Here is a 21,349-nt window from a genome sequence, read left to right as displayed (position 1 = left end):
GGTGCGGGGCGTGGCAGACTCCACCTCATGAACGGCGAGGGGACCAGGGTGAGCAGCACCAAAACGAAGTTGGAGCGAGGCCGGGGAGCGCTCGGACCCGCGCTGGAGCTCGTGCACACCGGTCGCGCACCCACCCGCGCCGTACTCACCGCCGAACTCGGCGTGACCCGCGCCACCGCCGGAGCGGTCGCCGCCGAACTCGAAGCCCTCGGGCTGATCCGGGTCGACTCCCGCCCCGCCGCCGCCGGATCGCAGGGACGCCCCTCGCACCGGCTGACCGTTGACGATGGTGGCCCCGTCGTGCTCGCGGCCCAGGTACACGCCGACGGCTACCGCGCGGCCCTGGTCGGCCTCGGCGGACGTATCGTCGCCACCGCACCGGGCTGCGCGGTCGTCGACGCCGACCCCGCCCAGGTCATCGGCGCGGTCGTCGACGCGGGCGCCCAGCTGCTGAGGGAGTCCGGCCGGCGCTGTGCCGGAGCCGGGCTCGCCGTCCCCTCCGCCGTCGCCGAACCCGACGGCACCGCCCTCAACCCGATCCACGTGGCCTGGCCCGCGGGCTCCCCGGTCCGCGGAATCTTCGCCGAGCGCATCGCCGCCGCCGGTATCGAGGGCCCCGCCTTCACCGGCAACGATGTCAACCTCGCGGCCCTCGCCGAGCACCGGCACGGCGCCGGACGCGGCGCCCAGCACCTGCTGTGCGTCGCCACCGGACACCGCGGCGTCGGCGGTGCCCTGGTCCTCGACGGCCGTCTGCACAGCGGGAGTTCGGGCCTCGCCCTGGAGGTCGGCCATCTCACGGTCAACCCCGCGGGCCGCCCCTGTCACTGCGGCAGCCGGGGCTGCCTCGACGTGGAGGTCGACCCGCTCGCCTTCCTCGCGGAGGCCGGCCGCACCCCGGGCCCCGAGGTCTCGCTGCTCCAGCAGTCGAAGGATCTGCTCCGCACGGAGTACGCCGACCTGGCGGTGCGCGGCGCCACCGAGGCCCTCGTCGACCGCCTCGGTCTCGGCCTGGCCGGTCTGGTCAACATCCTCAACCCGGACCGGATCATCCTCGGCGGACTGCACCAGGCACTGCTCGCCGCAGCCCCGGACCGGCTGCGCGCGGTGGTCGCCGACCGCAGTCTGTGGGGGCGCAGTGGGGGAGTACCGATCCTGCCCTGCACCCTGGACCACAACTCCCTCGTCGGAGCGGCCGAATTGGCGTGGCAGCCGGTCCTCGACGACCCGCTGCGGGGCCTGGCCGTGGGAGCGGACGCCTGAAGAGCCTGGGAGCCTGTGTCAGAACCCCGGCTTCTGGCGCGCACACCCGCTTGCTACCGTCCGCCCATGAAGATCACCCCCGCGGACGTCCGCCTTGCCGCCGATGTCGCGCTCGCCACCCTCGGCAGGGCCGACGGCGCCGACTGGAGCGCCAAGGCGGGTTCGCTCGACTGGGACTGCTGGGAGACCGCCGAGCACCTGATCGACGACCTCTTCTCCTACGCCGCCCAACTGGCCTCGGAGCGCACCGACATCGACGTGCCGTTCCGCTACACCAAGGAGACCCCGGGGGCCCCCGGCAACGCCGTCCGCGCCCAGCGGGAGGCAGGGGTCCAGGGGCTGCTCGTCGCCCTGGACGCGGCTGCCGGACTGCTGTACGCCGTCACCGCCGTGAAGCCCCCGGAGGCCAGGGCGCACCACGTCTTCGGGGTGGCCGACCCCGAGGGCTTCGCCGCGATGGGAGTGGTCGAAACCCTCGTCCACACCCATGACCTGGCGAGCGGACTCGGTATCCCCGGCACCTGGGAGCCGCCCGCGGACCTGTGCGCCCGCACCCTGCACCGCCTCTTCCCGGACGTCCCCGCCGACACCCCGCCGTGGCCCACCCTGCTCTGGGCCACCGGCCGGGGCGAGCTCCCCGGCCGCCCCCGCCGCGACAAGTGGCGCTGGTACGGGGAACCGCGCTGACGACTGCGCAACAGACGTAAGGCAGCAGCCGACTGCGCAACAGACCTAAGGCCGCAGCCGGCGGCACGCAGCAGCGGGCGCAAGGGAGCAACCGACGCCCCTCCCCTCGCACGACGAAGCAGGCGCGACCCCCTCCGGTACTCCCCGGGAGGTACGCCGACGGCCGCCGGACGCACGACGACCGGGACCCTCTCCCCGGGCCATTCTCGACAGCAGAAGCAGCACCCCACCGCTATCGAGGAGTTGACCCGAAATGAACACCCTGGCGCACACCGGCGGTCCCGGCCCCTGGCTCCTGCTCTTCCCGCTGTTCTGGGCGGCCGTCGTCCTCGGCGTCCTGACCCTGCTGCGCCGCACCGTGTGGCGCGGACGTGGACGCGGGCCGTGGCAGGGCGGACCGCCGTGGGCCGGCGGCCACCAGCGCGGTCACGGCGAGCAGTCGCCGATCACCGTGCTCGGCCGTCGCTTCGCCACCGGCGAGATCGACGAGGACGAGTACTGGCGTCGGCTGTCCGTGCTGGACGAGCAGTTCGGCCGTACCGAGGGACCGCTCAAGGGCAAGAGCGGCATGGCCTGATGGATCCGTGGTGGCGCGGTCCGGTCAGCCCACGCGGGCGGACCGGACCGGCGCCGTGCGTTTCCTGCGCTCACGTCCGTGCGTGGACACCGGGGCCGCCTCGGGTGAGTCCGGGGGCGCCATCGAGGGCACATGCGCGGGCAGGGCGAACCAGACGGTCTTGCCGTCAGCCCCCTGCGGGCGGACTCCCCAGCTCTCGCTGACCGCCTCGATCAGCGACAGGCCGCGCCCGCCGGTGTCGAAGAGGTCGGCCTCCCGCAGCGTGGGCAGCCGGGGGTCGTGGTCGTGGACGGACACCGTGAGCCGGTCGAAGAGCAACTCGATCTCCACGGTGCACGTCTTGTCGGGCTGGGCGTGCCGGTGAACGTTGGTCAGCAGCTCGGTGACACCGAGCGCGGCCGGGTCTATCAACGGGTCCAGATGCCAGTAGCGCAATTGCGCCGAGACAATTCTGCGGACTTGGCCGATACGCGAGGGCATTGCTTGCAGCTCCACCGCGCAGTGCCTGCTGGGCTGGCTGATCACGGCTGCGACTCCCCGATTGAGGTCGGAAGACGGTCGAAGACGATCCGGGTCTGCTGGTTCGAACCGGGCGGCGGGCCGGATCGCGGCGTCACCACCCCTTCACCCTGAGTGAGGTATCGCCAGGGTGACCCAGCGGCGACCGTTGCGCAACTTGCGTCGCTTCAGGCAGGCGCGCCGCGTCAGCCACCGGCTCCGCGTCAGCTACCGGCACGTCGGTCTCCGGCGGCGGGTCAGCCATCTGCGCCGCGCAGGGACGCGAGGCGCCGGCCGTCGGCCTCCGGCATGGTCAGCCGGTAGCGGATCCCGTTCAGCCGGGCCACCATCCGCCCGTCCCCGGAGAACCAGGGCCGCGCTGCCGTCACCGACCCCAGCGGTGCACTGTCGATCATCTGGCCGTCGCTTCTCAACAGGGTCAGTACGCCGTCCCGTACGACGACCTGCCCCGCCCGCGTCAGTGAGCGCGGCCACCGCTCAATCCGTACGCCCAGCACGCTGAAATCGGGTTCCGGCATTGGCTGTTCGCCCCTTCTCCGTGAATTCCCGGCTGCTGCCTGCCCCCGTGATGTGCCCCCGTTCCTGCTGGGCAGTCTGCATCGGGGAGGGCGCGCACACCAGAGGGGGTGGCGCGCGGATGGACGCAGTGGGCCGACTGCGCCCCCAGGTGGCGCACGCCCGTGACACAAGGGAGTGCTATGGCTGCCCAAAGTGAACGTTTGTGCAGGTGGGAGGCTTAAAGTGGGCTGTGCGGGAATGCGGTGCCGCTCGCCCATGCCAAGGGCACAGCACTTCGACGCAGAGTGACGCAATCGCACGGATCAGCACGAGGAGTGGCGCGGATGAGCACCAGTACCCCGGCAGGACACGGCGGTGCGGTTCCGGCCGCCCGGCCCACCGCCGTACCGACCGTCGACGTGGACCGCAGTGACCCGGCGTACCGGGCCTGGCTGAAAGAGGCCGTGCGCAAGGTGCAGGCGGACGCCAACCGTTCCGCCGACACCCACCTCCTGCGCTTCCCGCTGCCCGAGCAGTGGGGCATCGACCTGTACCTCAAGGACGAGTCGACGCACCCGACCGGCAGCCTCAAGCACCGGCTCGCCCGGTCGCTGTTCCTGTACGGGCTGTGCAACGGCTGGATCCGGCCGGAGCGCCCCGTCATCGAGGCCTCCAGTGGGTCCACCGCCGTCTCCGAGGCGTACTTCGCGGGGCTGATCGGGGTGCCGTTCATCGCGGTGATGCCGCGCACGACCAGCGCCGAGAAGATCCGGCTCATCGAGTTCCACGGCGGGCAGTGCCACTTCGTGGACGACTCGCGCAAGATGTACGAGGAGTCGGCCCGCCTCGCGGCGGAGACCGGCGGCCACTACATGGACCAGTTCACCTACGCCGAGCGGGCCACCGACTGGCGCGGCAACAACAACATCGCCGAGTCGATCTACCAGCAGATGAAGCTGGAGCGCTACCCCGAGCCCAGTTGGATCGTCGCCACCGCCGGCACCGGCGGCACCTCCGCGACCATCGCCCGCTACGTCCACTACATGCAGCACGACACCTTCATCTGCGTCCCCGACCCGGAGAACTCCTGCTTCTTCGACGGCTGGAACAACCACGACCCGCTCGCCACCAGCGACTGCGGCTCCCGCATCGAGGGCATCGGCCGCCCCCGGATGGAGCCCTCGTTCGTGACGGGAGCCGTCGATCGGATGATGAAGGTCCCGGACGCGGCCAGCGTGGCGGCCGTGCGGGCACTGGACGCGGCGCTCGGCCGCAAGGCCGGCGGTTCCACCGGCACCGGTCTGTGGAGCGCGCTGAAGATCGTCGCCGAGATGGTGGAACAGGGCCGCACCGGCAGCGTGGTCACGCTGATCTGCGACCCGGGTGACCGCTACCTGGACAAGTACTACTCGGACGACTGGCTGGCCGAGCAGGGACTTGACATCGCGCCGTACGCGGAAGCCATCGAGAAGTTCCTGCAGACCGGCGTCTGGCCGTAGGAGCCTGTGCCCGAATCCCTTTACGCCGAAGGCAGGTTGACGGGTGAGGTGCTCGTACGTCGGCTACTTGGCCAGCCGCCGGTCCAGCTCCCGCATCGCGTCGCGGAACGCGCGCCCCACTCCGGGGCGCGCCGCCCGCAGCACCAGCCGGAGCGGCGCCGGGCCGTCCACGGCCATCGTCCACTGCACCCGGGTGGCGGCCCCCGTCGGCCAGATCCGCCAGTCCTCCAGCATGGCCCGCACGCCCGGCGCGGTGGAGACGTCGACCCGGTAGGCGTACCGGGCCGGCGGTTCGGCGGCCATCACGGTCTCCATGAACTTGGTGTTGCCCTTGAGGTGCACCTCGCGGCCCGCCGCCGTCGGCCGGGCGAACGTCACCGCCGAGAACCAGCGCGGCCAGTCCTCGGTCTCCTCCGCCAGCGCCCGGTACACGTCCTCGGGCGAGGCGGTGAGTTCGGCGGCGAAGACCAGGGTTACGGGTGCGGACTCGGCGAAGTCGAGCCCGACGCCCCGGAGTTGGCGGACCATGCGGGTGAACCTCCGGACGAAGGGGGCTGCTGACGTGACGCGCGTACGTAACACGCTTACCCGTCAAGGTAATTGACGTGGCGTCAGTTGTCTTTGGTGTCAACGGGATTGTCGCCGGCGCCCACGGAGTCGTCGTCGGCGCTCACGGGATCCTCGGACTCCCCGGCCACCACCAGTCCGGGCAGATGCTCGGCCATCTCCTCGCGCGCCGCCGCCGACAGTCCCTGATCCGTCACGAACGCATCCACCTGATCCAGTCGCGCGAACGAACTCAGGCCCACCGTGCCCCACTTGGTGTGATCCGCGACCACCACCACCCGGCGCGCCGAACCCACCAGCCGCCGGTTGGTCTCCGCCTCGGCCAGGTTGGGCGTCGAGAGGCCCGCCTCCACGGATATGCCGTGCACCCCGAGGAACAGCACGTCGAAGTGCAGCGAGCCGATGGCCTGGTCCGCGACCGGGCCCACCAGGGAGTCCGAGGGCGTCCTGACCCCGCCGGTGAGCACTACCGTCGCGGCCCCGCCGTCCCCGCCGTTCTGCCGCGCGACATGGAACACGTCGGCCACCCGGACCGAGTTGGTCACCACCGTCAGATCCGGTACGTCCAGCAGATGCCGGGCCAGGGCGTAGGTGGTGGTGCCACCGGACAGGGCGACGGCACTGCCCGGCGCGACCATCGCGGCGGCACTGCGCGCGATGTCCTCCTTCGCGGAGAGCTCCAGCGCCGACTTGGCCTCGAAACCGGGCTCGTGGGTGCTCGCCTCGGAGACCGGGACCGCCCCGCCGTGCACCTTCTCCACCACACCCTGCCGGGCGAGCGCGTCCAGATCACGGCGCACCGTCATGTCGGAGACGTTCAGCCGCCGGGTCAGCTCGTTGACCCGTACCCCGCCGCGCCGTCGCACCTCATCGAGGATGAGGGCACGCCGTTGCTCCGCGAGCAGATTCTGATTCTCGGTCACGGACCCCGGTCCTTCGCCTAGAGGTAAGGGTTGCTCATCCTGTCACGCGCTGCCACGGGGCTCCACGGCCGGTATACCCAGGTGCCTGCGGGGCAGTTGGTGCGTGCCGGGTGAAGGCGACATGCGAAGAATGTGCGGCAGGGTGGGCAGGGCGGCCCTCTTCCGGGATGCTGAAGGAGCACGGTGCCGCGAGGCCGCTGTCCGGCAGGTCGCGCGGGCTGAGGGGCCCGTGATCCGAAGGCCAGTGACTCGAAGACCTGTGCTCCGAGGGCTTCACCGTTCGGCCCCCGCCGCCGATACCCCACCGCCGATACCCCGCCGTCAGGCCCCGCCGCCGACCTCCCCGTCGTACGTCCGCGAGAGCGAGCCCCGAAGTGTCCCCATCCTCAGCCGCCCCGGACGGCATTCCGGCCCCACCGGCCCCACCGGCCCCGCACCCGGCCGTGCCGGCGGCGTCCTCCGCCCCGGACGCGCCCGCGCCCCCGCACGCGACACCCTCACCCGACGGCCCGGCACCCGCGCTCGAACTGCTGGTGCACGGCGTCGGCGGCGCCACCCCCGAGGAGATGCTCGGCGACCCCCGTACCGTCCGGGTCACCGGCGACCACACCGCCGCCATCTTCCGCCGCACCGAGGACGTCGGCGCCGAAGAACGCCCGGCCGACTACCGGGAGAAGCCGGTCCCCGAGGCGTACGTCTGGTCCAACCTCACCTCCGGCAACGGCATAAGGGCCCTGTGGCTGCTGCTGCTCCCCTTCATGGTGGTCAACCTCGCCCACTGGATGCGCCCCAACACCCACGGGCACCCCCGCCTCACCCGCCTTTACGGCGTACTGGTCCGCCTGCTCGCCGTCAGCCTCACCTTCCTGCTGGTCGCCGCCGCCTGCGAGGTCGCCCTCGATCTGACCGCCTGGCAGTGCGGGGGCTCGGACGCCTGCTCGGGCAAGAAGTCCTGGCTCGGGTTCCTGTCCACCGCGCACGGCGGCTGGTGGAGCCAGCCGGGCCGGCGGATCGCACTGGCCGCCGTGGTGCCCACCGCGCTCACCGGGCTGCTCTGGTACCTCTCGCACCGCACCTGGAGCGCGTACGAGTCCCAGCAGCCGCTGCCCAGCCTCGCCGAGGACCCCGACACCGCGTCCGGCCCGGCGCTCGGCAGGCCCGGATTCTGGTACGGGCGCAGGCTGGTCGCCCGGCTGCGTGCCGCGCACACCGCCGCCGGATTCCTCACCGTCTCCGCCGCCCTCACCGTGGCCACCGCCCGCTACGACCGCTCGGCCGCCAACTCCCTCCTGGACACGCTCGGCTGGACCCTCCAGGGGGCGATCGCCCTCGGCGGGGCAATCGTCATCTGGGTGATCTGCCGGCGCGGGCGCAGCGAAACCCGCTTCGACGACGCCCTGGGCAAGGCGGAAACCACCCTGCTCCCCGCCCTCGCGCTCACCGGCCTCGCACTGGCCGTGCTGTACGCGGGCTGGTCACGGCCCGAGTGGCGGTCCTCCGGCCAACTGGCCGGTGGCGCCCGGGGCTTCGGGCTCCTCGCGCTGGCCCAGCTGATCCTCGTGCTGACGCTCGCCGCCGTGGCGCTCCGCCTGCACCACCGGGCGCCCGTCGCCCGTACCGCCATGAAGGGACTCGCGGGCCCCGCCGTCGCGATGCTGGCCTGCGCGCTCGGCGGCGTCATGTCCGGCGGCATCGCCCAGCGGGTCGCCGACTGGCTCGACGGCTCCGCCACCCCCGGCATGACCGCGGGACCCGCCGAGACGGTCCTCGGCCCGCCCGTCGTGCTGACCTGGCAGGCGTCCGTCATCCCGGCCCTGCTCCTGGTCCTGGTGCTGCTCGGGCTCTTCTACGGGGTCCGCACCTGGCGTCTGCGCAACGCCCTGACCTCCCGGGTCGAGGACGACTACCCGGGCGAGAGGCCGGATCCGGTACGCACCGGCCGGATCGCCCTGGCCCGCGCCGCCGCCGCACTCACCGACTCCGCACCCCGCATGATCGTCGTCCTGTCCGGGGCGACGCTGGTCCTCGGCGGCATCGCCCTGCTCGGCGCCTTCCTGTACGACGTGGTGCCCGGCCGGGCCGCCAAGGGCATGCCCACGCCCATCGAGGCGCTCACCCACGCCTCTCAGGCGCTGGGTTCCTGGCTGATCGGCTTCGGCTTCCTGCTCTTCGTCACCTGGGGCCGCCGCGCCTACCGCGACCCCAAGGCCCGGCGCACCATCGGCATCCTCTGGGACGTCGGCACCTTCTGGCCGCGCGCCGCCCACCCCTTCGCCCCGCCCTGCTACGCGGAACGCGCCGTCCCCGACCTGACCTGGCGGATGGCCACCTGGACCGAACGCACCGGCGGCCGCCTCGTCATCTCCGGCCACTCCCAGGGCAGCGTGCTCGCCGCCGCCGCCGTCTGGCAGCTCCCGCCCCGCACCCGCCACCGCGTCGCCATGCTCACCTACGGCGCCCCGCTGGAACGGCTCTACGGACGCTGGTTCCCCGCCTACTTCGGCCCCTACTGCCTGCGCCATCTGCACGACGAGGTCGACTGCTGGCGCAACCTGTGGCGGCACACCGACCCGATAGGAGGCCCGGTCCGCGTCGTGCCCGACGAGGGCTGCCACCCGGTGGACCACCCCGCCCTGCGCGACCCCCTCGTCTACGGCCGCACCCGCGAACAGCCACTGCCCGCACCGATACTGGGCCACTCCGAATACCAGGCGGACCCGGAGTTCGCCATCGAGCGGGACAACCTCCTGGCGAGGCTGCCGAGTCCGGCGGTGCCCCGGCAGAACTCCGGACCGCACCCCGGCGACGGTGGCGTGGATCAGGGAAGTTCGGGCAGGTCGTCCGGGTAGAGCAGGGTCAGGTCGTCCGTGGACACCTCGGTGAACTGGGCGACCCGGCCCGCGTGCCGCTCCACCATCGACTCGAAGGTCTGCCTGGCGGTGCGGCCGTTGCCGAACGCGGGCCCCTTGGGCAGCGCGGTGAAGTACTTCAGCAGCGCTTCCGGGGTGCCCGCGCCCAGGCGGTACTCGTGGTCGTCGGCCTGCTGCTCCACGATCCGCAGCAGCTCGTCCGCCTCGTAGTCGTCGAAGGTGATGGTCCGTGAGAAACGGGAAGCGACACCGGGGTTGACGCTCAGGAAGCGTTCCATCTCCGCCGTGTAGCCCGCGACGATCACCACCACCGCCTCCCGGTGGTCCTCCATCAGCTTCACCAGGGTGTCGATGGCCTCCTTGCCGAAGTCCCGGCCGGAGTCCTCGGGGGAGAGCGCGTACGCCTCGTCGATGAACAGCACCCCGCCGCGCGCCCGGTCGAACGCCTCCTGGGTGCGGATCGCCGTCGACCCGATGTGCTCGCCGACCAGATCGACCCGGGACACCTCGACCAGGTGCCCGCGCTCAAGGACCCCGAGCGAGGCCAGGATCTCGCCGTACAGCCGGGCCACCGTGGTCTTGCCGGTGCCGGGGGAGCCGGTGAAGACCAGATGGCGGCGGACCGAGGCGGCCTTGAGGCCGGCCTCCAGGCGGCGGCGCCCGATCTCGATCATGTCGGTCAGTGCGCGCACCTCCTTCTTCACGCTCTCCAGCCCCACCAGGGCGTCCAGTTCGCCGAGCACGTCCTGCGAGGAGCGGGCCGGGTCGTCAACAGGGGCCGTGGCGGCGGGAGTTGTCGGGTGCTGGCCGGGGATGCTGGAGAGCAGGCCGGGGGACTGGGTGGCGGTCAGGGTGACCGGCGGCGGCTGGGCCGCGGCCTTCACCCCGCTCTCGTCGCTGGTGCAGTCCTCCGAGACCGGGCCGTCCTCGGCGAACTCGTAACCACCGCGCGCGCACCGCTCGGTGCGGCAGCGGGTCAGCGTCGTACGGCAGCCGTCCATGACGTGGAAGCCGTAACCGCTGCTGCCGGTCACCCGGCAGTTGTGGAAGGTGCCGCGCCCCTCGGCGGAGACGTAGAAGCCCGACTCGGCGGGGGAGGTGACGGTGCAGCGCTCTATCCGGGGATCGGCACCCTTGGTGACGATCACGCCGGTCTGCACACCGTCGATGGTGCAGCCGGCCAGGGTGCCGCCGCTGCCGTGGTCGCGGAACCAGGCGCCGGTCGACGCCTCCTTGATCCGGCAGTCGTCGAGCTGGGCGGTCGCCCCGTCGCTCACCGAGACGGCGGTGTTGCGGACCTGGGTGAGATCGCTGTCGACGACGTCCGCGCGCGAGCCGCGGTCCAGCACGAAGATCGCGTCCGGCACGTCGTGCACCCGGCAGGAGTCCAGGACGACGGTGGCGCCGTCGCTCACCCAGACCGCCGGATAGTCGCCCGTGCTGTCGTGGATCTCGCACCCGTTGGCGTCGACCCGGGTCCCCGGGTCCCACACCGAGAGCCCGTTGCGGCCGAAGCGGCGCACCGTGGAGCGCGTCAGCGTCAGCACCGCACGGCCGCGCAGATCGAGCGCGTTCTCCGGAATGTCATGGATGTCGCAGTCGGCGAGCGTCAGGACGGCGTCCGTGTCGAGAGTGACCCCGTCCGCGGAGGTCCGGTGCACCGAGCACTCGGTGAGGTGCCCGGCGCCGCGCGAGGTGACCTGCACGCCGGTGCCCTTCACCTCGTACACCTCGCAGCCGATCGCCTCGACGGCGCTGCCCTCTCCGGTCACCGCCAGCCCCGAGCCCGAAGTGTGATGGATCTTGCAGCGCTCCAGTCGCGGGTGCGCGCCGCCGCTGACCGAGACCCCCGCCTGGCCCGCCGCGAGCACCTCGCACTCCTCGAACAGGCCGCCCGCGCCGTCCAGCACGCCGATTCCCACGCCGGCCGGATTGTCGACGGTGCAGCGCCGCACCGTCGGTCTGGCCGCGCCCCGCACCTCGATCCCGACGGCCGACCGGGTCACGATCCGCAGACCCTCCAGCTCCGGGGTGCCGTCCTCGATCAGCACGGCGGGCGCCGCCGAGTCCTGCCCCTCCAGGGACAGCTCCTGTACGACGGCGGAGGCGCGCACCGTCAGCGCCACCCCGTCCGCCGGCGCGATCCGCACCGACCCGGCGGACCCCTCCGGGCCGCGCAGCGTCACCGCGCGCCGCACCACGAGGTTCTCCCGGTACGTGCCGGGGGCGATGGTGAGGACATCGCCGTCCCCCGCGGCCTCCAGGGCAGCGGCGAGGGAGTCGTACTCACCTGTGCGGCGGCGCCACCTGGAAGTTCCGGAGTGCGTCACCTGGACCGTGCCCTGTGCCATGGCGTTGCCGTGCCCCCACCTCGTGCGTCGCGTCGATCTCGCTGCACCACCGTAGCGCGCGGGGGAAGCGGGAGTTGACCGGTCTGCCGCCTCGTCAGCCCCCGGTGCCTGTCCGGCCCCACTCCGGACCGACCTTGGCCCACGCCCGGTCGAGACGCGCGTACCGCCGCTGCGTGAGCCTGCGTACGACCAGCAGCCGGGAGCCGTGTGCGAGACCCGCGAGCAGGGCGGCCGCGCCGAAGCCGGTCAGGGCGGCCTGGGTGGTGGCGGTGGCCGTGTCCGCCGGGCGGCCGGTGATCCTGCCGCGGTCGTCGGTCCACACCCGGAAGGTGTCACCCGGGTCGGCGGCGCCGCGGACCGTCGTCGCCCGCCCGGTGTGCTCGACTCCGTCGTACGCCGTCCAGCGGGCCATCACCGAGACCGGGCCCGCGTATCCGGTGCCCGCCCCGTCGTCGGCACGGCGGGCCTGATCACGCAGGGTGCGCAGCACCACGCCCCGCGCCTCGTGACGGTGCTGCTGCTGGAGACGCACCTGGTGCTGGAGGGAGGTGTCCGCCCGCAGCCCCGCGAGCAGCCCCAGCACCGGGGCGGCGAGAGCGATCACCAGGACGGCGAACAGTGCCACCCAGGCCTCGGCCCGGTCGGTCGGGCGGCACAGCGGGCTGTGCCGCCAGCGCCAGACCCCCGAAGCGGTGCCCGTGCCGGGTGGCCGCTCCCTGCCGTTCCGCACCGGCTCGTCAGCTGCTCGCACCGTCCCGCGCCCCTTCCGCGTCCCTCGCCCAACGCGCCTGCCGTTCCAGCGGGTTCCCGCGAGAGGTGCGGCTCATTCGGGGGAGGCGGGGCGAACCCGCGGAGGTGGGGCGGGCCTCGGGCCGTGGGCCTCGGACCTCGTCGGAGGAGCCGCCGGACGCTAACCCTCGGGGAAGGTCACCGGGTCGCCGGTGCGCAGCACGCCCGTGTTCTCCGGCACGAGGTTCTGGCCGAACACCAGCGCGCCGGCGATCCTCCGGTGCCTGGCCAGTGTGCGCAGCGGCTCCTTGCCGCGCTCGGCGCTCGCCTGGTCGGTGGTGGTGACGATGCAGCGACCGCACGGCTTGGCGACCCGGAAGGTCACCTCGCCGATGGTGATCCGCTGCCAGTCGTCCTCCGCCCACGGGGCGGTGCCGTCCAGGACCACGTTCGGCCGGAACCGGTTCATCGGGAGCGGGCCCTCGTCCGGCAGGTCGCCCTGCGCGATCAGTGAGTTGAGGGCGTCCAGCGAGGCCAGCGTGGTGACCAGCAGCGGGAAGCCGTCGGCGAAACTGACCGTCTCGCCCGCGCGGGCGAAGCCCGGGGCGATCGCGCGGCGGTGCGCCGGGTCGTCCATGTGCAGCAGCCGGGCCTCGACCCCGAGATGGTCACTCAGCCACGAGGCGGCGGCGGAACCGGCGGGTACCGCCTCGTACTTGGTGCCGAAGAGGGTGACGGGCTCCGTTCCCACCGGCTCCGGCACCGCCACGTCGAGCGGCTCACGTCCGGGCGCCGACAGCCGTACCGCGCCGCCCGGCAGGGCTTCGGCCGACGCCAGTGCCAGCCGTCGCTGCTCGCGCTGGGTGATAACCCTGCCGTCCGCGTCGGTGATCAGCCAACGCCGGTCCCCGGCCGGTCCCCACGGCTCGATGGCGGTCTCGGACAGCGAAAGGCCACCGAGCGCCTTCACCGGATAGACATGCAACGCGTGCACCGACGCGGGAACAGAGTTCGTCATGTTCCCCATCCTGCCAGCACGCCCGGCAGCGGGCCCGGACGAGTGTCCGGGCCCGCTCATGCCTCCTGCGTGCCTGGTCGCACGTCCCGCTCGCCGTGCGTCCCGCAGTGGGTCGCGCCGCGTCTCAGTACCCCCGGCCGCCCTGCGGGTACTGGCGGTTGTCGTACGGGTCCTGGTACGGCGCGGGAGTGGGCGCGGGGCGCGGGGCCACCGGGCGCATCGCCTCGTACCCGCCCGGCGCGACCGGACGCTGCGGCTGCTGACCGGCCGGTGCCACCGGGGTCATCGGAGCCATCGGCCGCTGTGGCTGCTGGCGCTGCGGCTGCATGGGCTGGCCGCCCTGGTAGCCGCCACGCGGCGGGCCCGCCTGCTGCGGGATGTAGGGCACCGGTGCCTGCTGGAGCTGCGGCACGGGAGCCTGCTGGAGATGCGGCGCCTGCTGGTACTGCTGCATGGGCGCCGGTTGCTGCTGTGCGGGCTGCGGGTAGCCGTAGCCGGGCTGCGGGTGGGAAGGTGCGGCCGGCAGCGCGGGGAGGGCCGACGGGAGGGCCGGCAGATAGCTGTTGCCGGTGTCGTACATGGCGGGCACCCGGATCGGGGCGATCTGGGGCGTACCCCGCTCTGCGACCAGGGAATCGTAGATCGGGGTGTCCGGGAAGGACGTGGCGGAATAGTAGCCGCCGCCATAGGTGGCGCGGGGGGAGGTCATGGCACATAAGTTAAGCCCAAGATGTTCTGGTTGGGGAGCCCGATAAGAGGGTTGTTTTGCGTGTTGTGAGTGGCCCTGGGTCACTAATCAGAGCGAAATTGGGAAAATCGGTCTTCTTGTAGCGTTCGGATCGTGTAAGGAACGGTCCATTTCGACTCTGTTGGGGGCGAGCATGTCCATGCTTAAAGGAACCAATGTGCCGGTGCCGGCGCAGTCCGTAAGGGTCGAGGTGGGCCGTGGGTCCGGACCCGGAGTGCCCGAGGTCGATGCCTCGGCGCTCCTGCTGACCGGTGGACGGGTGCGTTCGGACGCCGATTTCATCTTTTACAACCAGCCGTCGCACGCCTCGGGTGCGGTCCGCTACGAGGGCAAGCAGCCCGGTGCGGGGGGCGTGGTGACGGACACCCTCTCCGTCGATCTCGCCCGGGTGGAGGGCGCCGTGGAGACCGTGGTGCTGGCCGCCTCGGCCGACGGCGGCAACTTCGGCCGGGTGCCGGGTCTGTACGTACGGGTCCTGGACGCGGCCGGCGGTGCGGAGATCGCCCGCTTCGACAGCCAGGACGCCACCGTGGAGACGGCGTTCGTGCTCGGCGAGCTCTACCGCAGGCAGGGCGCCTGGAAGTTCCGGGCGGTGGGGCAGGGTTACAGCACCGGCCTGGAAGGGCTGGCGACGGACTTCGGTATCACGGTCGACGAACCGCAGCAGGCGGCGGCCGCCCCGGCGCCCGCCCCGGTGGCCCCGCCCGCCGCCCCCGTCGCTCCGTCCGCCCCCACGGCCCCCGCCTGGCCGTCGGCCCCGACGCCGTCCTACGCCACGACAGCACCCGCTGCCCCGGCATCCCCGCCCGCCGCACCCGCGCCGGCGGCCCCCACCCCCGTACGCCTCAGCAAGGTCACGCTCACCAAGGCCTCGCCGACCGTCTCCCTCGCCAAACAGGGCGGCACCGGCGGTGCGATGCGCGTCAACCTCAACTGGGAGTCGCGCAAGCAGTTCAAGGGCTGGGGCAGCAAGCTCGGCCGGGCGATGGCCCAGCACTCCGACCTCGACCTCGACCTGTGCGCGCTCTACGAACTCACCGACGGCCGCAAGGGCGTGGTGCAGGCGCTGGGCAACGCGTTCGGCGCGCTCAACCAGCCGCCGTTCATCCTCCTCGACGGCGACGACCGCACCGGCGCGGTCACCACCGGCGAGAACCTCACCGTGAACCTCGACCACAAGGCCCAACTGCGCCGTGTGCTCATCTTCGTGACGATCTACGAGGGCGCCCGCTCCTTCGCCGATCTGCACGCCACGGTGACCCTCACCCCGCAGAACGGCGCCCCGATCGACTTCTCGCTCGACGAGTGCACCGTGCCCTCCACGGTCGCCGCCCTCGCCCTGATCAGCTACGAGAACGGCGACCTCACGGTCCGCAGGGAGGCCCAGTACCTGGTGCCGCAGCGCGGGGTCAGCCCGCAGCGCACCGTCGACCAGGCCTACGGCTGGGGCATGAACTGGACCCCCGGCCGGAAGTAACGCCGCACGCGGGGAAGCTCCCCACGGAGGTTCACCCGCAGGGAAGTTCAGCGGTCCGGCGCGGCCTCGGGACGGGAGTACGTACGCCCCTTCCAGGCCGCGCCACGGCCCCGGTAGTGCCGCACGGCGGAGTCCACCGTCATCAGCGTGTAGAGCAGTGCGGTGACCGGCAGCAGCGGCGCCAGCGCGGACGTCTGCCCGTAGTAGCGCAGCATCGGCAGATACGATCCCGCCATCACCGCCCACGCCGCGAGCCCCGCCCAGCCGGCCGCCGCGTCCCCGGTCAGCAGCCCGGCGCCCAGCGCGTACGGCGGCACCAGATACACCAGCGCCAGCCCCAGCACCGTGCCGAGCAGCAGCAGCGGGTTGTGCCGCAACTGGGCATACGCACTGCGCGAGATCATCCGCCACAGGTCGCCGAGGTGCGGGTACGGGCGCACACTGTCCACCCGCTCCGCGAGCCCCAGCCAGATACGTCCGCCCGAGCGCCGCACCGCCCGTGCCAGCGCCACATCGTCGATCACCGCACCACGGATCGACTCCGGCACCCGCGCCCGCACCGCTGCCTCGGTGCGCAGCAGCACACAGCCGCCCGCCGCCGCGGCCGTTGTGGACCGCGCACGGTTCACCCGCCGGAACGGGTAGAGCTGCGCGAAGAAGTACACGAAGGCCGGCACCAGCAGCCGCTCCCAGTCGCTGCGCACCCGCAGCCTGGCCATCAGCGACACCATGTCGTAGCTGCTGCCGTGCGCGGCGGCCACCAACTTCCGCAGACTGTCCGGCTCATGGGCGATGTCGGCGTCGGTGAGCAGCAGATACGTCGGGGCGACGGCCCGGGCCAGCTCAATGCCGTACCGCACCGCCCACAGCTTTCCGGTCCAGCCGGGACCCGGTTCGCCGGGGGAGACGACCGTCAGCGGCAGCCCGCCGTAACGGAGCGACAGGGAGCGGGCCAGCTTGCCGGTGCCGTCGCTGCTGCCGTCGTCGATCAGGATCACCTCGGCGCCGCCCGGATAGTCCTGGGTCAGCAGGGACGGCAGGCTCCTGGGCAGCATCTCGGCCTCGTCCCGGGCCGGGACGACCACGGCGACGTACGGCCACCGGCCCTCGGCGGGTTCGGCGGACGGCGGCAGACGCTGGTCCGTGCGCCAGAAGAAGCCGTGGCAGAGCAACAGCCAAAGCCAGACGGTCAGTGATCCCACGGCAGCCCACGCGACGACGCTCACTGCCGCAGTCTGACGCAGGAACGGCCCTCAGCGGGAGGACGCCGCAGGGGGCGTTCGAAGCATTCGACTAAGGTGACCAGGTGAAGATCGCGCTCATGGACTCCGGAATCGGCCTGCTCGCGGCGGCGGCCGCGGTGCACCGGCTGCGGCCCGACGCGGACCTGGTGGTCGCCTCCGACCCGGACGGGATGCCCTGGGGGCCCCGAACCCCCGACGACATCAGGGCGCACGCGCTCGCCGTGGCCCACGCGGCGGCCGCCCAGAAGCCGGACGCGCTGATCATCGGCTGCAACACCGCCACCGTGCACGCCCTGGACGCGATCCGCGCCGCACTGGAACCGCAGATCCCGGTCATCGGCACCGTCCCCGCGATCAAGCCCGCCGCCGTCGGTGGCGGCCCCTTCGCGATCTGGGCGACCCCGGCCACCACCGGCAGCCCCTACCAGCGCGGCCTGATCCGCGACTTCGCGGCGGGGGTGGACGTCACCGAGGTGCCCTGTCCCGGACTGGCCGACGCGCTGGAGGTCGCCGACGAGGCGGCCATCGACCGGGCGGTGGCCGCGGCCGCCGCCCTCACCCCGCCCGACGTCCGGACCGTGGTCCTCGGCTGCACCCACTACGAACTCGTCGCCGAGCGCATCCGGGCCGCCCTCCAGCAGCCCGGCGCCCCGCAGCCGCTGGTGCTCCTGGGCTCCGCCGAGGCCGTCGCCGCACAAGCACTTCGCCGGGCTGGCGCCGAACCCGCGCCCGCCGCCGACCCCAGCTCCCACCTCACGGTTCTCCTCAGTGGCCGGGAGTCCCGCACGCTCACCACCCCGGCGCTGGCCTACGCCGAAGGCCGTCTGCTGGCTGCCATGAACGCGGATCGTGAGTACGCTGCTACGCATGAGGGACTTCCCCGGACCTGACGGCCCGCCCGCCGAGAGTGCCCCCGCGAGCTGGACCGGACGCGCCACCAACCGCGCTCAGTGGCTGCTCTCCGCATCAGGTGCCGCCTTCCTGGCGCTCGGCATCGAGCTCGCCGTCGACTCCTCGTGGGTCTCCGGGATCATCCCGCTCCTGATGGCCGTGACCGGCTGCGTCCTGGTCGGCGTGATGGTCATCTTCGGGACGCTCGCCTTCGTGCATGTCGCGGTCAAGGTCGACGACGAAGCCTTCGAAGTGCGCTGCGGCCACATCGGTCTGCCGCGCCGCCGCATTCCCCTCTCCCATGTGACCGCCGTGGAGTTCGCGCCCCGGGTCACGCCGCGCCAGTGGGGCGGCTGGGGCTACCGGTGGCGGCCCGAGCAGGGCACCGCCGTGGTGGTCCGGCGCGGCGAGGGCCTGGTGCTGCGGCTCGGCGACGGCCGGGTGTTCACGGTCACCGTCGACGACGCCGCGGGCGCGGTGCACGCGGTGCGCGACCGGCTCCTGCGCCTCAACCCCGTCACCGAGAACCCGGGCGCCTGAGCGGCAGCGGACCCGCTGACTCGCCGGGCTGGAGCCGTGCCGAGGCCAGGCCCGCGAGCAGCGCCGCCCCCGCCGTCACCGGTGTGAAGCTCAACGCGTTGCCGATGCTCGCCAGGGCGGCCAGCGCGGTCAGCGCGGCGCCCGCCGTGAGGACGACCTGGGTGGATCTGGGGGAGCGCAGAAGCTCGTACAGCAGCCAGCCAAAGGCCGTCGCGAGCAGCACCACGCCCGGTATCCCCTGCTCGGCCGCCTGCTGGAGGGGCGCCGAGTGCGGTTTGCCGTCGGAGTTCACCGACTGGCGGGTGGTCACGCTCAGTTCGCCGAACCGCTCGGGACCGACCCCGCGCAGCGGGTTGTCCTTCGCCATGGCCAGCGCGTCCTGCCACAGCTCCACCCGGTTCTGGGTGAGCTGACCCTCCAGCGAGGCGGTCAGACCCTCCGGGAGTACGTCCTCGGCAACCGCCCAGGAGGCGCCTGCCACCAGCACGGTGGCCACCGCGAGCCCCGCCAGGCCGAGCAGTCGCTGCCGCATCCGCACCGCGGCCAGCGAGCAGAGCAGGATCCCGAGCGCCGCCGCGAACCCGGCCTCCGACCCCAGCGCCAGCGCCACTCCCGCCACACCCAGCGCCACCAGCCGCAGCAGCACCCGCAGCGCCGGTGGCCTCGCCGCCCCCGCCGCGCAGCACGCCGCCCCCGCCGCCAGCACCAGCAGCGCCGCGGCCGCACCCGTGTGCCCCGGCGCGGGGTACGCGATCGAGCCGGGCATGCCCTCCCGTGAAGCCAGCGCGAGCCCGAGCGCACCGAGCGAGAGCCCGGTGGCGGCGAGCACCGGCAGCAGAGTGCCGAAGATCCGCCCGCACGCGTACCCGGCCGCGACCGCCAGCACCGCGAGCAGCACCCCCTCGGGACGCGCCTCCCGCCCGGCTCCGCAGACCAGCGCCCACAGCGCACACCCGCCGAGCACCACCACCCCGGCCACCTCGGTCAGCCCGCGGTGCTCCCGCGACTCCCGGGCGTCCTGCGCACCGCCGGATGCGGGCCTGTCGTCCCTCGTGTCCATCCCCGTCGCCCCCCGACCTTGACGGGGCCCGCCCGCAACGGCCGGAACTGACCGCTGGGCAGGCACTGGCGCACACGCTAACGGGAGTGACGGGGCTTTGTGGACGTATCGCACAAGATCGTGCAGGAACGATGCTTCGGCACCGTGCCAACGGCAGATGCCTCGTGTCACATGTGTCGTGCCACTGGTAGGTGCCTCGATTCACGCATGCCAGGACCGCCCTGCTCCCGGCCCCGGCCGCCACCGTAGACTCCGCCGGGTGAGCGCCACCATCACCCCCATGAACCAGCCGGAAACGGCCCCGGACGCCTCCCGCAAGGGACTGCCCCGGTTGCTTCTGCGGCTGGCGCGGCCCTTCGCCGCCGCCGTCTCCGGACTGCTGCTGTACGCCAGCTTCCCGCCCCGGCCCCTGTGGTGGCTGGCGCTGCCCGGGTTCGCCCTGCTCGGCTGGACCCTCTACGGGCGCCGGCTGCGCGCCGGATTCGGGCTCGGGCTGCTGGCCGGGCTCGGCTTCCTGTTGCCGCTGCTGTCGTGGACCGGCGAGGAGGTCGGGCCGGTGCCGTGGCTGGCGCTGACCCTGCTGGAGGCGCTGTTCGTGGCCTTCGCCGGTATGGGGATCGCGGCGGTCTCCAAGCTGCCGTGGTGGCCGGTGTGGGCGGCCGGGCTGTGGATCGTGGGGGAGGGGCTGCGGGCCCGCTTCCCGTTCGAGGGCTTCTCCTGGGGGAAGATCGCGTTCGGGCAGGCCGACGGGGTGTTCCTGTCGCTGGCCGCGCTCGGCGGGACGCCCTTGCTGGGGTTCGCGGTCGCCCTGTGCGGCTTCGGACTCTTCGAGGGCGTACGGCAGTTCCTTGCATACCGGAGCACCAGGGCCGTGTCCCGGGCGGGCGTCACGGCTGCGGCCGTGGCCGTACTCCTGCCGCTGGTCGCCTCGCTGGCCGCGCTCCCGCTGCTGGACGACTCCGCCGAGGACGGCACCGCCACCACCGCCCTGATCCAGGGCAATGTGCCGCGCCTGGGACTGGACTTCAACGCCCAGCGCGCCGCCGTGCTCAACAACCACGCGCGTCGCACCGAACAGCTCGCCGCCGAGGTGAAGGCCGGCAAGGAGCCCGCGCCGGACTTCGTCATCTGGCCGGAGAACTCCTCCGACCTCGACCCCTACCGCAACTACGACGCCAGGGAAGCCATCGACAAGGCCGTCGACGCCATCGGTGTCCCCGTCGCCATCGGCGCGGTCCTCACCCCCGAGACCGGCCCGCTGCGCAACACCCTCATCCAGTGGGACCCCGAGCGCGGCCCGGTCGACACCTACGACAAGCGGCACATCCAGCCGTTCGGCGAGTACATGCCGATGCGTGACTTCGCCCGGATCTTCAGCAAGGACGTGGACCGGGTACGGCGCGACTTCGGCCCCGGCGGGAAGGTCGGCGTCTTCGACATGGCGGGCACCAAGGTCGGCCTGGTGACCTGCTACGAGGCGGCCTTCGACGACGCCGTACGGGACACCGTGGTGCACGGCGGCCAGGTCATCGCCGTGCCCAGCAACAACGCCACCTTCGGCCGCAGCGAGATGACCTACCAGCAGCTCGCCATGAGCCGGGTGCGCGCCGCCGAGCACGGGCGGGCGGTCCTGGTGCCGGTCACCAGCGGCGTCAGCGCGGTCATCCAGCCGGACGGGAAGGTCGTCCGGCAGACCGAGATGTTCGTGCCCGACGCCCTCGTCGCGAAGATCCCGCTGCGGTCCTCGCTGACCCCGGCGACCAGGGCGGGCATCGCCCCGGAGGTCGCGCTCGGGCTGCTCGGCGTGGCCGCCCTCGGGTGGGCCACGGTCCGCTCGATGCGCGCCCGGCGCACCGCGAAGGGCACCTCCGACGTCCCTTAGGGTCGA

General features: G+C 72.7%; 19 protein-coding genes. 9 read left to right on the top strand and 10 right to left on the bottom strand.

Features of this window, described 5'->3' with window-relative positions; translation table 11 throughout:
- The first annotated feature begins 27 nt into the window (after positions 1 to 27).
- The 3 genes from ACIA73_RS18190 to ACIA73_RS18180 all read left to right on the top strand — a co-directional run bounded on the left by ACIA73_RS18190 (position 28) and on the right by ACIA73_RS18180 (position 2,527).
- Positions 28 to 1,263, top strand: a complete 1,236-nt coding sequence (locus tag ACIA73_RS18190) for an ROK family protein (RefSeq protein ID WP_399439546.1) — start codon at positions 28 to 30, stop codon at positions 1,261 to 1,263.
- 66 nt (positions 1,264 to 1,329) lie between these two features.
- Positions 1,330 to 1,950 carry a hypothetical protein gene (locus ACIA73_RS18185; RefSeq protein ID WP_399439545.1) on the top strand — a complete coding sequence of 207 codons (621 nt, stop codon included), beginning with the start codon at positions 1,330 to 1,332 and terminating at the stop codon, positions 1,948 to 1,950.
- Positions 1,951 to 2,203: 253 nt separating this feature from the next.
- On the top strand, positions 2,204 to 2,527 hold the full coding sequence (locus ACIA73_RS18180) for an SHOCT domain-containing protein (RefSeq protein WP_399439544.1): 324 nt from the start codon (positions 2,204 to 2,206) through the stop codon (positions 2,525 to 2,527).
- A 24-nt stretch (positions 2,528 to 2,551) separates the two neighbouring features.
- Here the strand turns inward: ACIA73_RS18180 and ACIA73_RS18175 are convergent, their stop codons facing one another.
- A complete protein-coding gene (locus ACIA73_RS18175) occupies positions 2,552 to 3,052 on the bottom strand; it encodes an ATP-binding protein (protein WP_399439543.1) in 501 nt (166 codons plus the stop codon).
- A gap of 230 nt (positions 3,053 to 3,282) precedes the next feature.
- Positions 3,283 to 3,564, bottom strand: a complete 282-nt coding sequence (locus ACIA73_RS18170) for a hypothetical protein (protein WP_399439542.1) — start codon at positions 3,562 to 3,564, stop codon at positions 3,283 to 3,285.
- 324 nt (positions 3,565 to 3,888) lie between these two features.
- On the opposite strand from ACIA73_RS18170, the gene ACIA73_RS18165 reads away from it, so the two are divergent.
- Positions 3,889 to 5,043: a PLP-dependent cysteine synthase family protein gene (locus ACIA73_RS18165; RefSeq protein WP_399439541.1), complete on the top strand. Its 1,155-nt coding sequence runs from the start codon at positions 3,889 to 3,891 to the stop codon at positions 5,041 to 5,043.
- Positions 5,044 to 5,106: 63 nt separating this feature from the next.
- On the opposite strand, the gene ACIA73_RS18160 is transcribed toward ACIA73_RS18165, so the two are convergent.
- Together ACIA73_RS18160 and ACIA73_RS18155 are read right to left on the bottom strand one after the other, a co-directional pair.
- Positions 5,107 to 5,571, bottom strand: coding sequence for an SRPBCC family protein (locus tag ACIA73_RS18160; RefSeq protein WP_399439539.1), 465 nt, complete (start codon positions 5,569 to 5,571; stop codon positions 5,107 to 5,109).
- 83 nt (positions 5,572 to 5,654) lie between these two features.
- Positions 5,655 to 6,533 carry a DeoR/GlpR family DNA-binding transcription regulator gene (locus ACIA73_RS18155; protein ID WP_399439538.1) on the bottom strand — a complete coding sequence of 293 codons (879 nt, stop codon included), beginning with the start codon at positions 6,531 to 6,533 and terminating at the stop codon, positions 5,655 to 5,657.
- A 443-nt stretch (positions 6,534 to 6,976) separates the two neighbouring features.
- Between ACIA73_RS18155 and ACIA73_RS18150 the strand changes: the two genes are divergently transcribed.
- Positions 6,977 to 9,382: a hypothetical protein gene (locus ACIA73_RS18150; protein WP_399439793.1), complete on the top strand. Its 2,406-nt coding sequence runs from the start codon at positions 6,977 to 6,979 to the stop codon at positions 9,380 to 9,382.
- Here ACIA73_RS18150 and ACIA73_RS18145 read toward each other — a convergent pair.
- The 4 genes from ACIA73_RS18145 to ACIA73_RS18130 form a co-directional block, all read right to left on the bottom strand.
- Positions 9,352 to 11,754, bottom strand: coding sequence for a right-handed parallel beta-helix repeat-containing protein (locus tag ACIA73_RS18145; RefSeq protein WP_399439537.1), 2,403 nt, complete (start codon positions 11,752 to 11,754; stop codon positions 9,352 to 9,354). The two genes, ACIA73_RS18150 and ACIA73_RS18145, sit on opposite strands and share 31 nt — an antisense overlap.
- Positions 11,755 to 11,848: 94 nt before the next feature.
- On the bottom strand, positions 11,849 to 12,505 hold the full coding sequence (locus ACIA73_RS18140) for a hypothetical protein (RefSeq protein WP_399439536.1): 657 nt from the start codon (positions 12,503 to 12,505) through the stop codon (positions 11,849 to 11,851).
- Between the two features lie 159 nt (positions 12,506 to 12,664).
- Positions 12,665 to 13,510, bottom strand: coding sequence for an MOSC domain-containing protein (locus ACIA73_RS18135; RefSeq protein ID WP_399439535.1), 846 nt, complete (start codon positions 13,508 to 13,510; stop codon positions 12,665 to 12,667).
- 115 nt (positions 13,511 to 13,625) lie between these two features.
- Positions 13,626 to 14,210 (bottom strand): DUF6643 family protein, encoded by a 585-nt coding sequence (locus ACIA73_RS18130; RefSeq protein WP_399439534.1) that lies wholly within the window; start codon positions 14,208 to 14,210, stop codon positions 13,626 to 13,628.
- Between the two features lie 178 nt (positions 14,211 to 14,388).
- Here ACIA73_RS18130 and ACIA73_RS18125 point away from each other — a divergent pair, with 178 nt between their 5' ends.
- Positions 14,389 to 15,726 (top strand): TerD family protein, encoded by a 1,338-nt coding sequence (locus tag ACIA73_RS18125; protein WP_399439792.1) that lies wholly within the window; start codon positions 14,389 to 14,391, stop codon positions 15,724 to 15,726.
- Positions 15,727 to 15,773: 47 nt separating this feature from the next.
- Here ACIA73_RS18125 and ACIA73_RS18120 read toward each other — a convergent pair whose 3' ends face one another.
- Positions 15,774 to 16,952, bottom strand: coding sequence for a glycosyltransferase (locus ACIA73_RS18120; protein ID WP_399439533.1), 1,179 nt, complete (start codon positions 16,950 to 16,952; stop codon positions 15,774 to 15,776).
- Between the two features lie 80 nt (positions 16,953 to 17,032).
- On the opposite strand from ACIA73_RS18120, the gene ACIA73_RS18115 reads away from it, so the two are divergent.
- On the top strand, positions 17,033 to 17,860 hold the full coding sequence (locus tag ACIA73_RS18115) for a glutamate racemase (protein WP_399439531.1): 828 nt from the start codon (positions 17,033 to 17,035) through the stop codon (positions 17,858 to 17,860).
- Positions 17,838 to 18,401 carry a hypothetical protein gene (locus ACIA73_RS18110; protein ID WP_399439530.1) on the top strand — a complete coding sequence of 188 codons (564 nt, stop codon included), beginning with the start codon at positions 17,838 to 17,840 and terminating at the stop codon, positions 18,399 to 18,401. The genes ACIA73_RS18115 and ACIA73_RS18110 overlap by 23 nt, the downstream gene beginning before the upstream one ends.
- Here ACIA73_RS18110 and ACIA73_RS18105 read toward each other — a convergent pair.
- Positions 18,379 to 19,461: an O-antigen ligase family protein gene (locus ACIA73_RS18105; RefSeq protein WP_399439529.1), complete on the bottom strand. Its 1,083-nt coding sequence runs from the start codon at positions 19,459 to 19,461 to the stop codon at positions 18,379 to 18,381. The genes ACIA73_RS18110 and ACIA73_RS18105 overlap by 23 nt on opposite strands.
- 259 nt (positions 19,462 to 19,720) lie before the next feature.
- Here ACIA73_RS18105 and lnt point away from each other — a divergent pair, with 259 nt between their 5' ends.
- A complete protein-coding gene (lnt, locus tag ACIA73_RS18100) occupies positions 19,721 to 21,343 on the top strand; it encodes an apolipoprotein N-acyltransferase (RefSeq protein WP_399439528.1) in 1,623 nt (540 codons plus the stop codon).
- The last annotated feature ends 6 nt before the right edge of the window (positions 21,344 to 21,349 follow it).

The organism is Streptomyces sp. NPDC051561 (assembly GCF_044454195.1).
In the GTDB taxonomy this organism is placed as follows: domain Bacteria; phylum Actinomycetota; class Actinomycetes; order Streptomycetales; family Streptomycetaceae; genus Streptomyces.
The sequence above is the reverse complement of the archived record's forward strand: the minus strand, read 5'-3'. Positions and strand labels throughout refer to the sequence as shown.

Excerpts from the sequence above, each read along its gene's own strand:
- ACIA73_RS18160 (WP_399439539.1), bottom strand. The coding sequence starts at position 5,571 with ATGGTCCGCCAACTCCGGGGCGTCGGGCTCGACTTCGCCGAGTCCGCA.
- ACIA73_RS18180 (WP_399439544.1), top strand. The coding sequence starts at position 2,204 with ATGAACACCCTGGCGCACACCGGCGGTCCCGGCCCCTGGCTCCTGCTC.
- ACIA73_RS18135 (WP_399439535.1), bottom strand. The coding sequence starts at position 13,510 with ATGGGGAACATGACGAACTCTGTTCCCGCGTCGGTGCACGCGTTGCAT.
- ACIA73_RS18145 (WP_399439537.1), bottom strand. The coding sequence starts at position 11,754 with ATGGCACAGGGCACGGTCCAGGTGACGCACTCCGGAACTTCCAGGTGG.
- ACIA73_RS18130 (WP_399439534.1), bottom strand. The coding sequence starts at position 14,210 with ATGACCTCCCCCCGCGCCACCTATGGCGGCGGCTACTATTCCGCCACG.
- ACIA73_RS18105 (WP_399439529.1), bottom strand. The coding sequence starts at position 19,461 with ATGGACACGAGGGACGACAGGCCCGCATCCGGCGGTGCGCAGGACGCC.
- ACIA73_RS18170 (WP_399439542.1), bottom strand. The coding sequence starts at position 3,564 with ATGCCGGAACCCGATTTCAGCGTGCTGGGCGTACGGATTGAGCGGTGG.
- ACIA73_RS18190 (WP_399439546.1), top strand. The coding sequence starts at position 28 with ATGAACGGCGAGGGGACCAGGGTGAGCAGCACCAAAACGAAGTTGGAG.
- ACIA73_RS18125 (WP_399439792.1), top strand. The coding sequence starts at position 14,389 with ATGCTTAAAGGAACCAATGTGCCGGTGCCGGCGCAGTCCGTAAGGGTC.
- ACIA73_RS18185 (WP_399439545.1), top strand. The coding sequence starts at position 1,330 with ATGAAGATCACCCCCGCGGACGTCCGCCTTGCCGCCGATGTCGCGCTC.
- ACIA73_RS18110 (WP_399439530.1), top strand. The coding sequence starts at position 17,838 with ATGAGGGACTTCCCCGGACCTGACGGCCCGCCCGCCGAGAGTGCCCCC.
- ACIA73_RS18165 (WP_399439541.1), top strand. The coding sequence starts at position 3,889 with ATGAGCACCAGTACCCCGGCAGGACACGGCGGTGCGGTTCCGGCCGCC.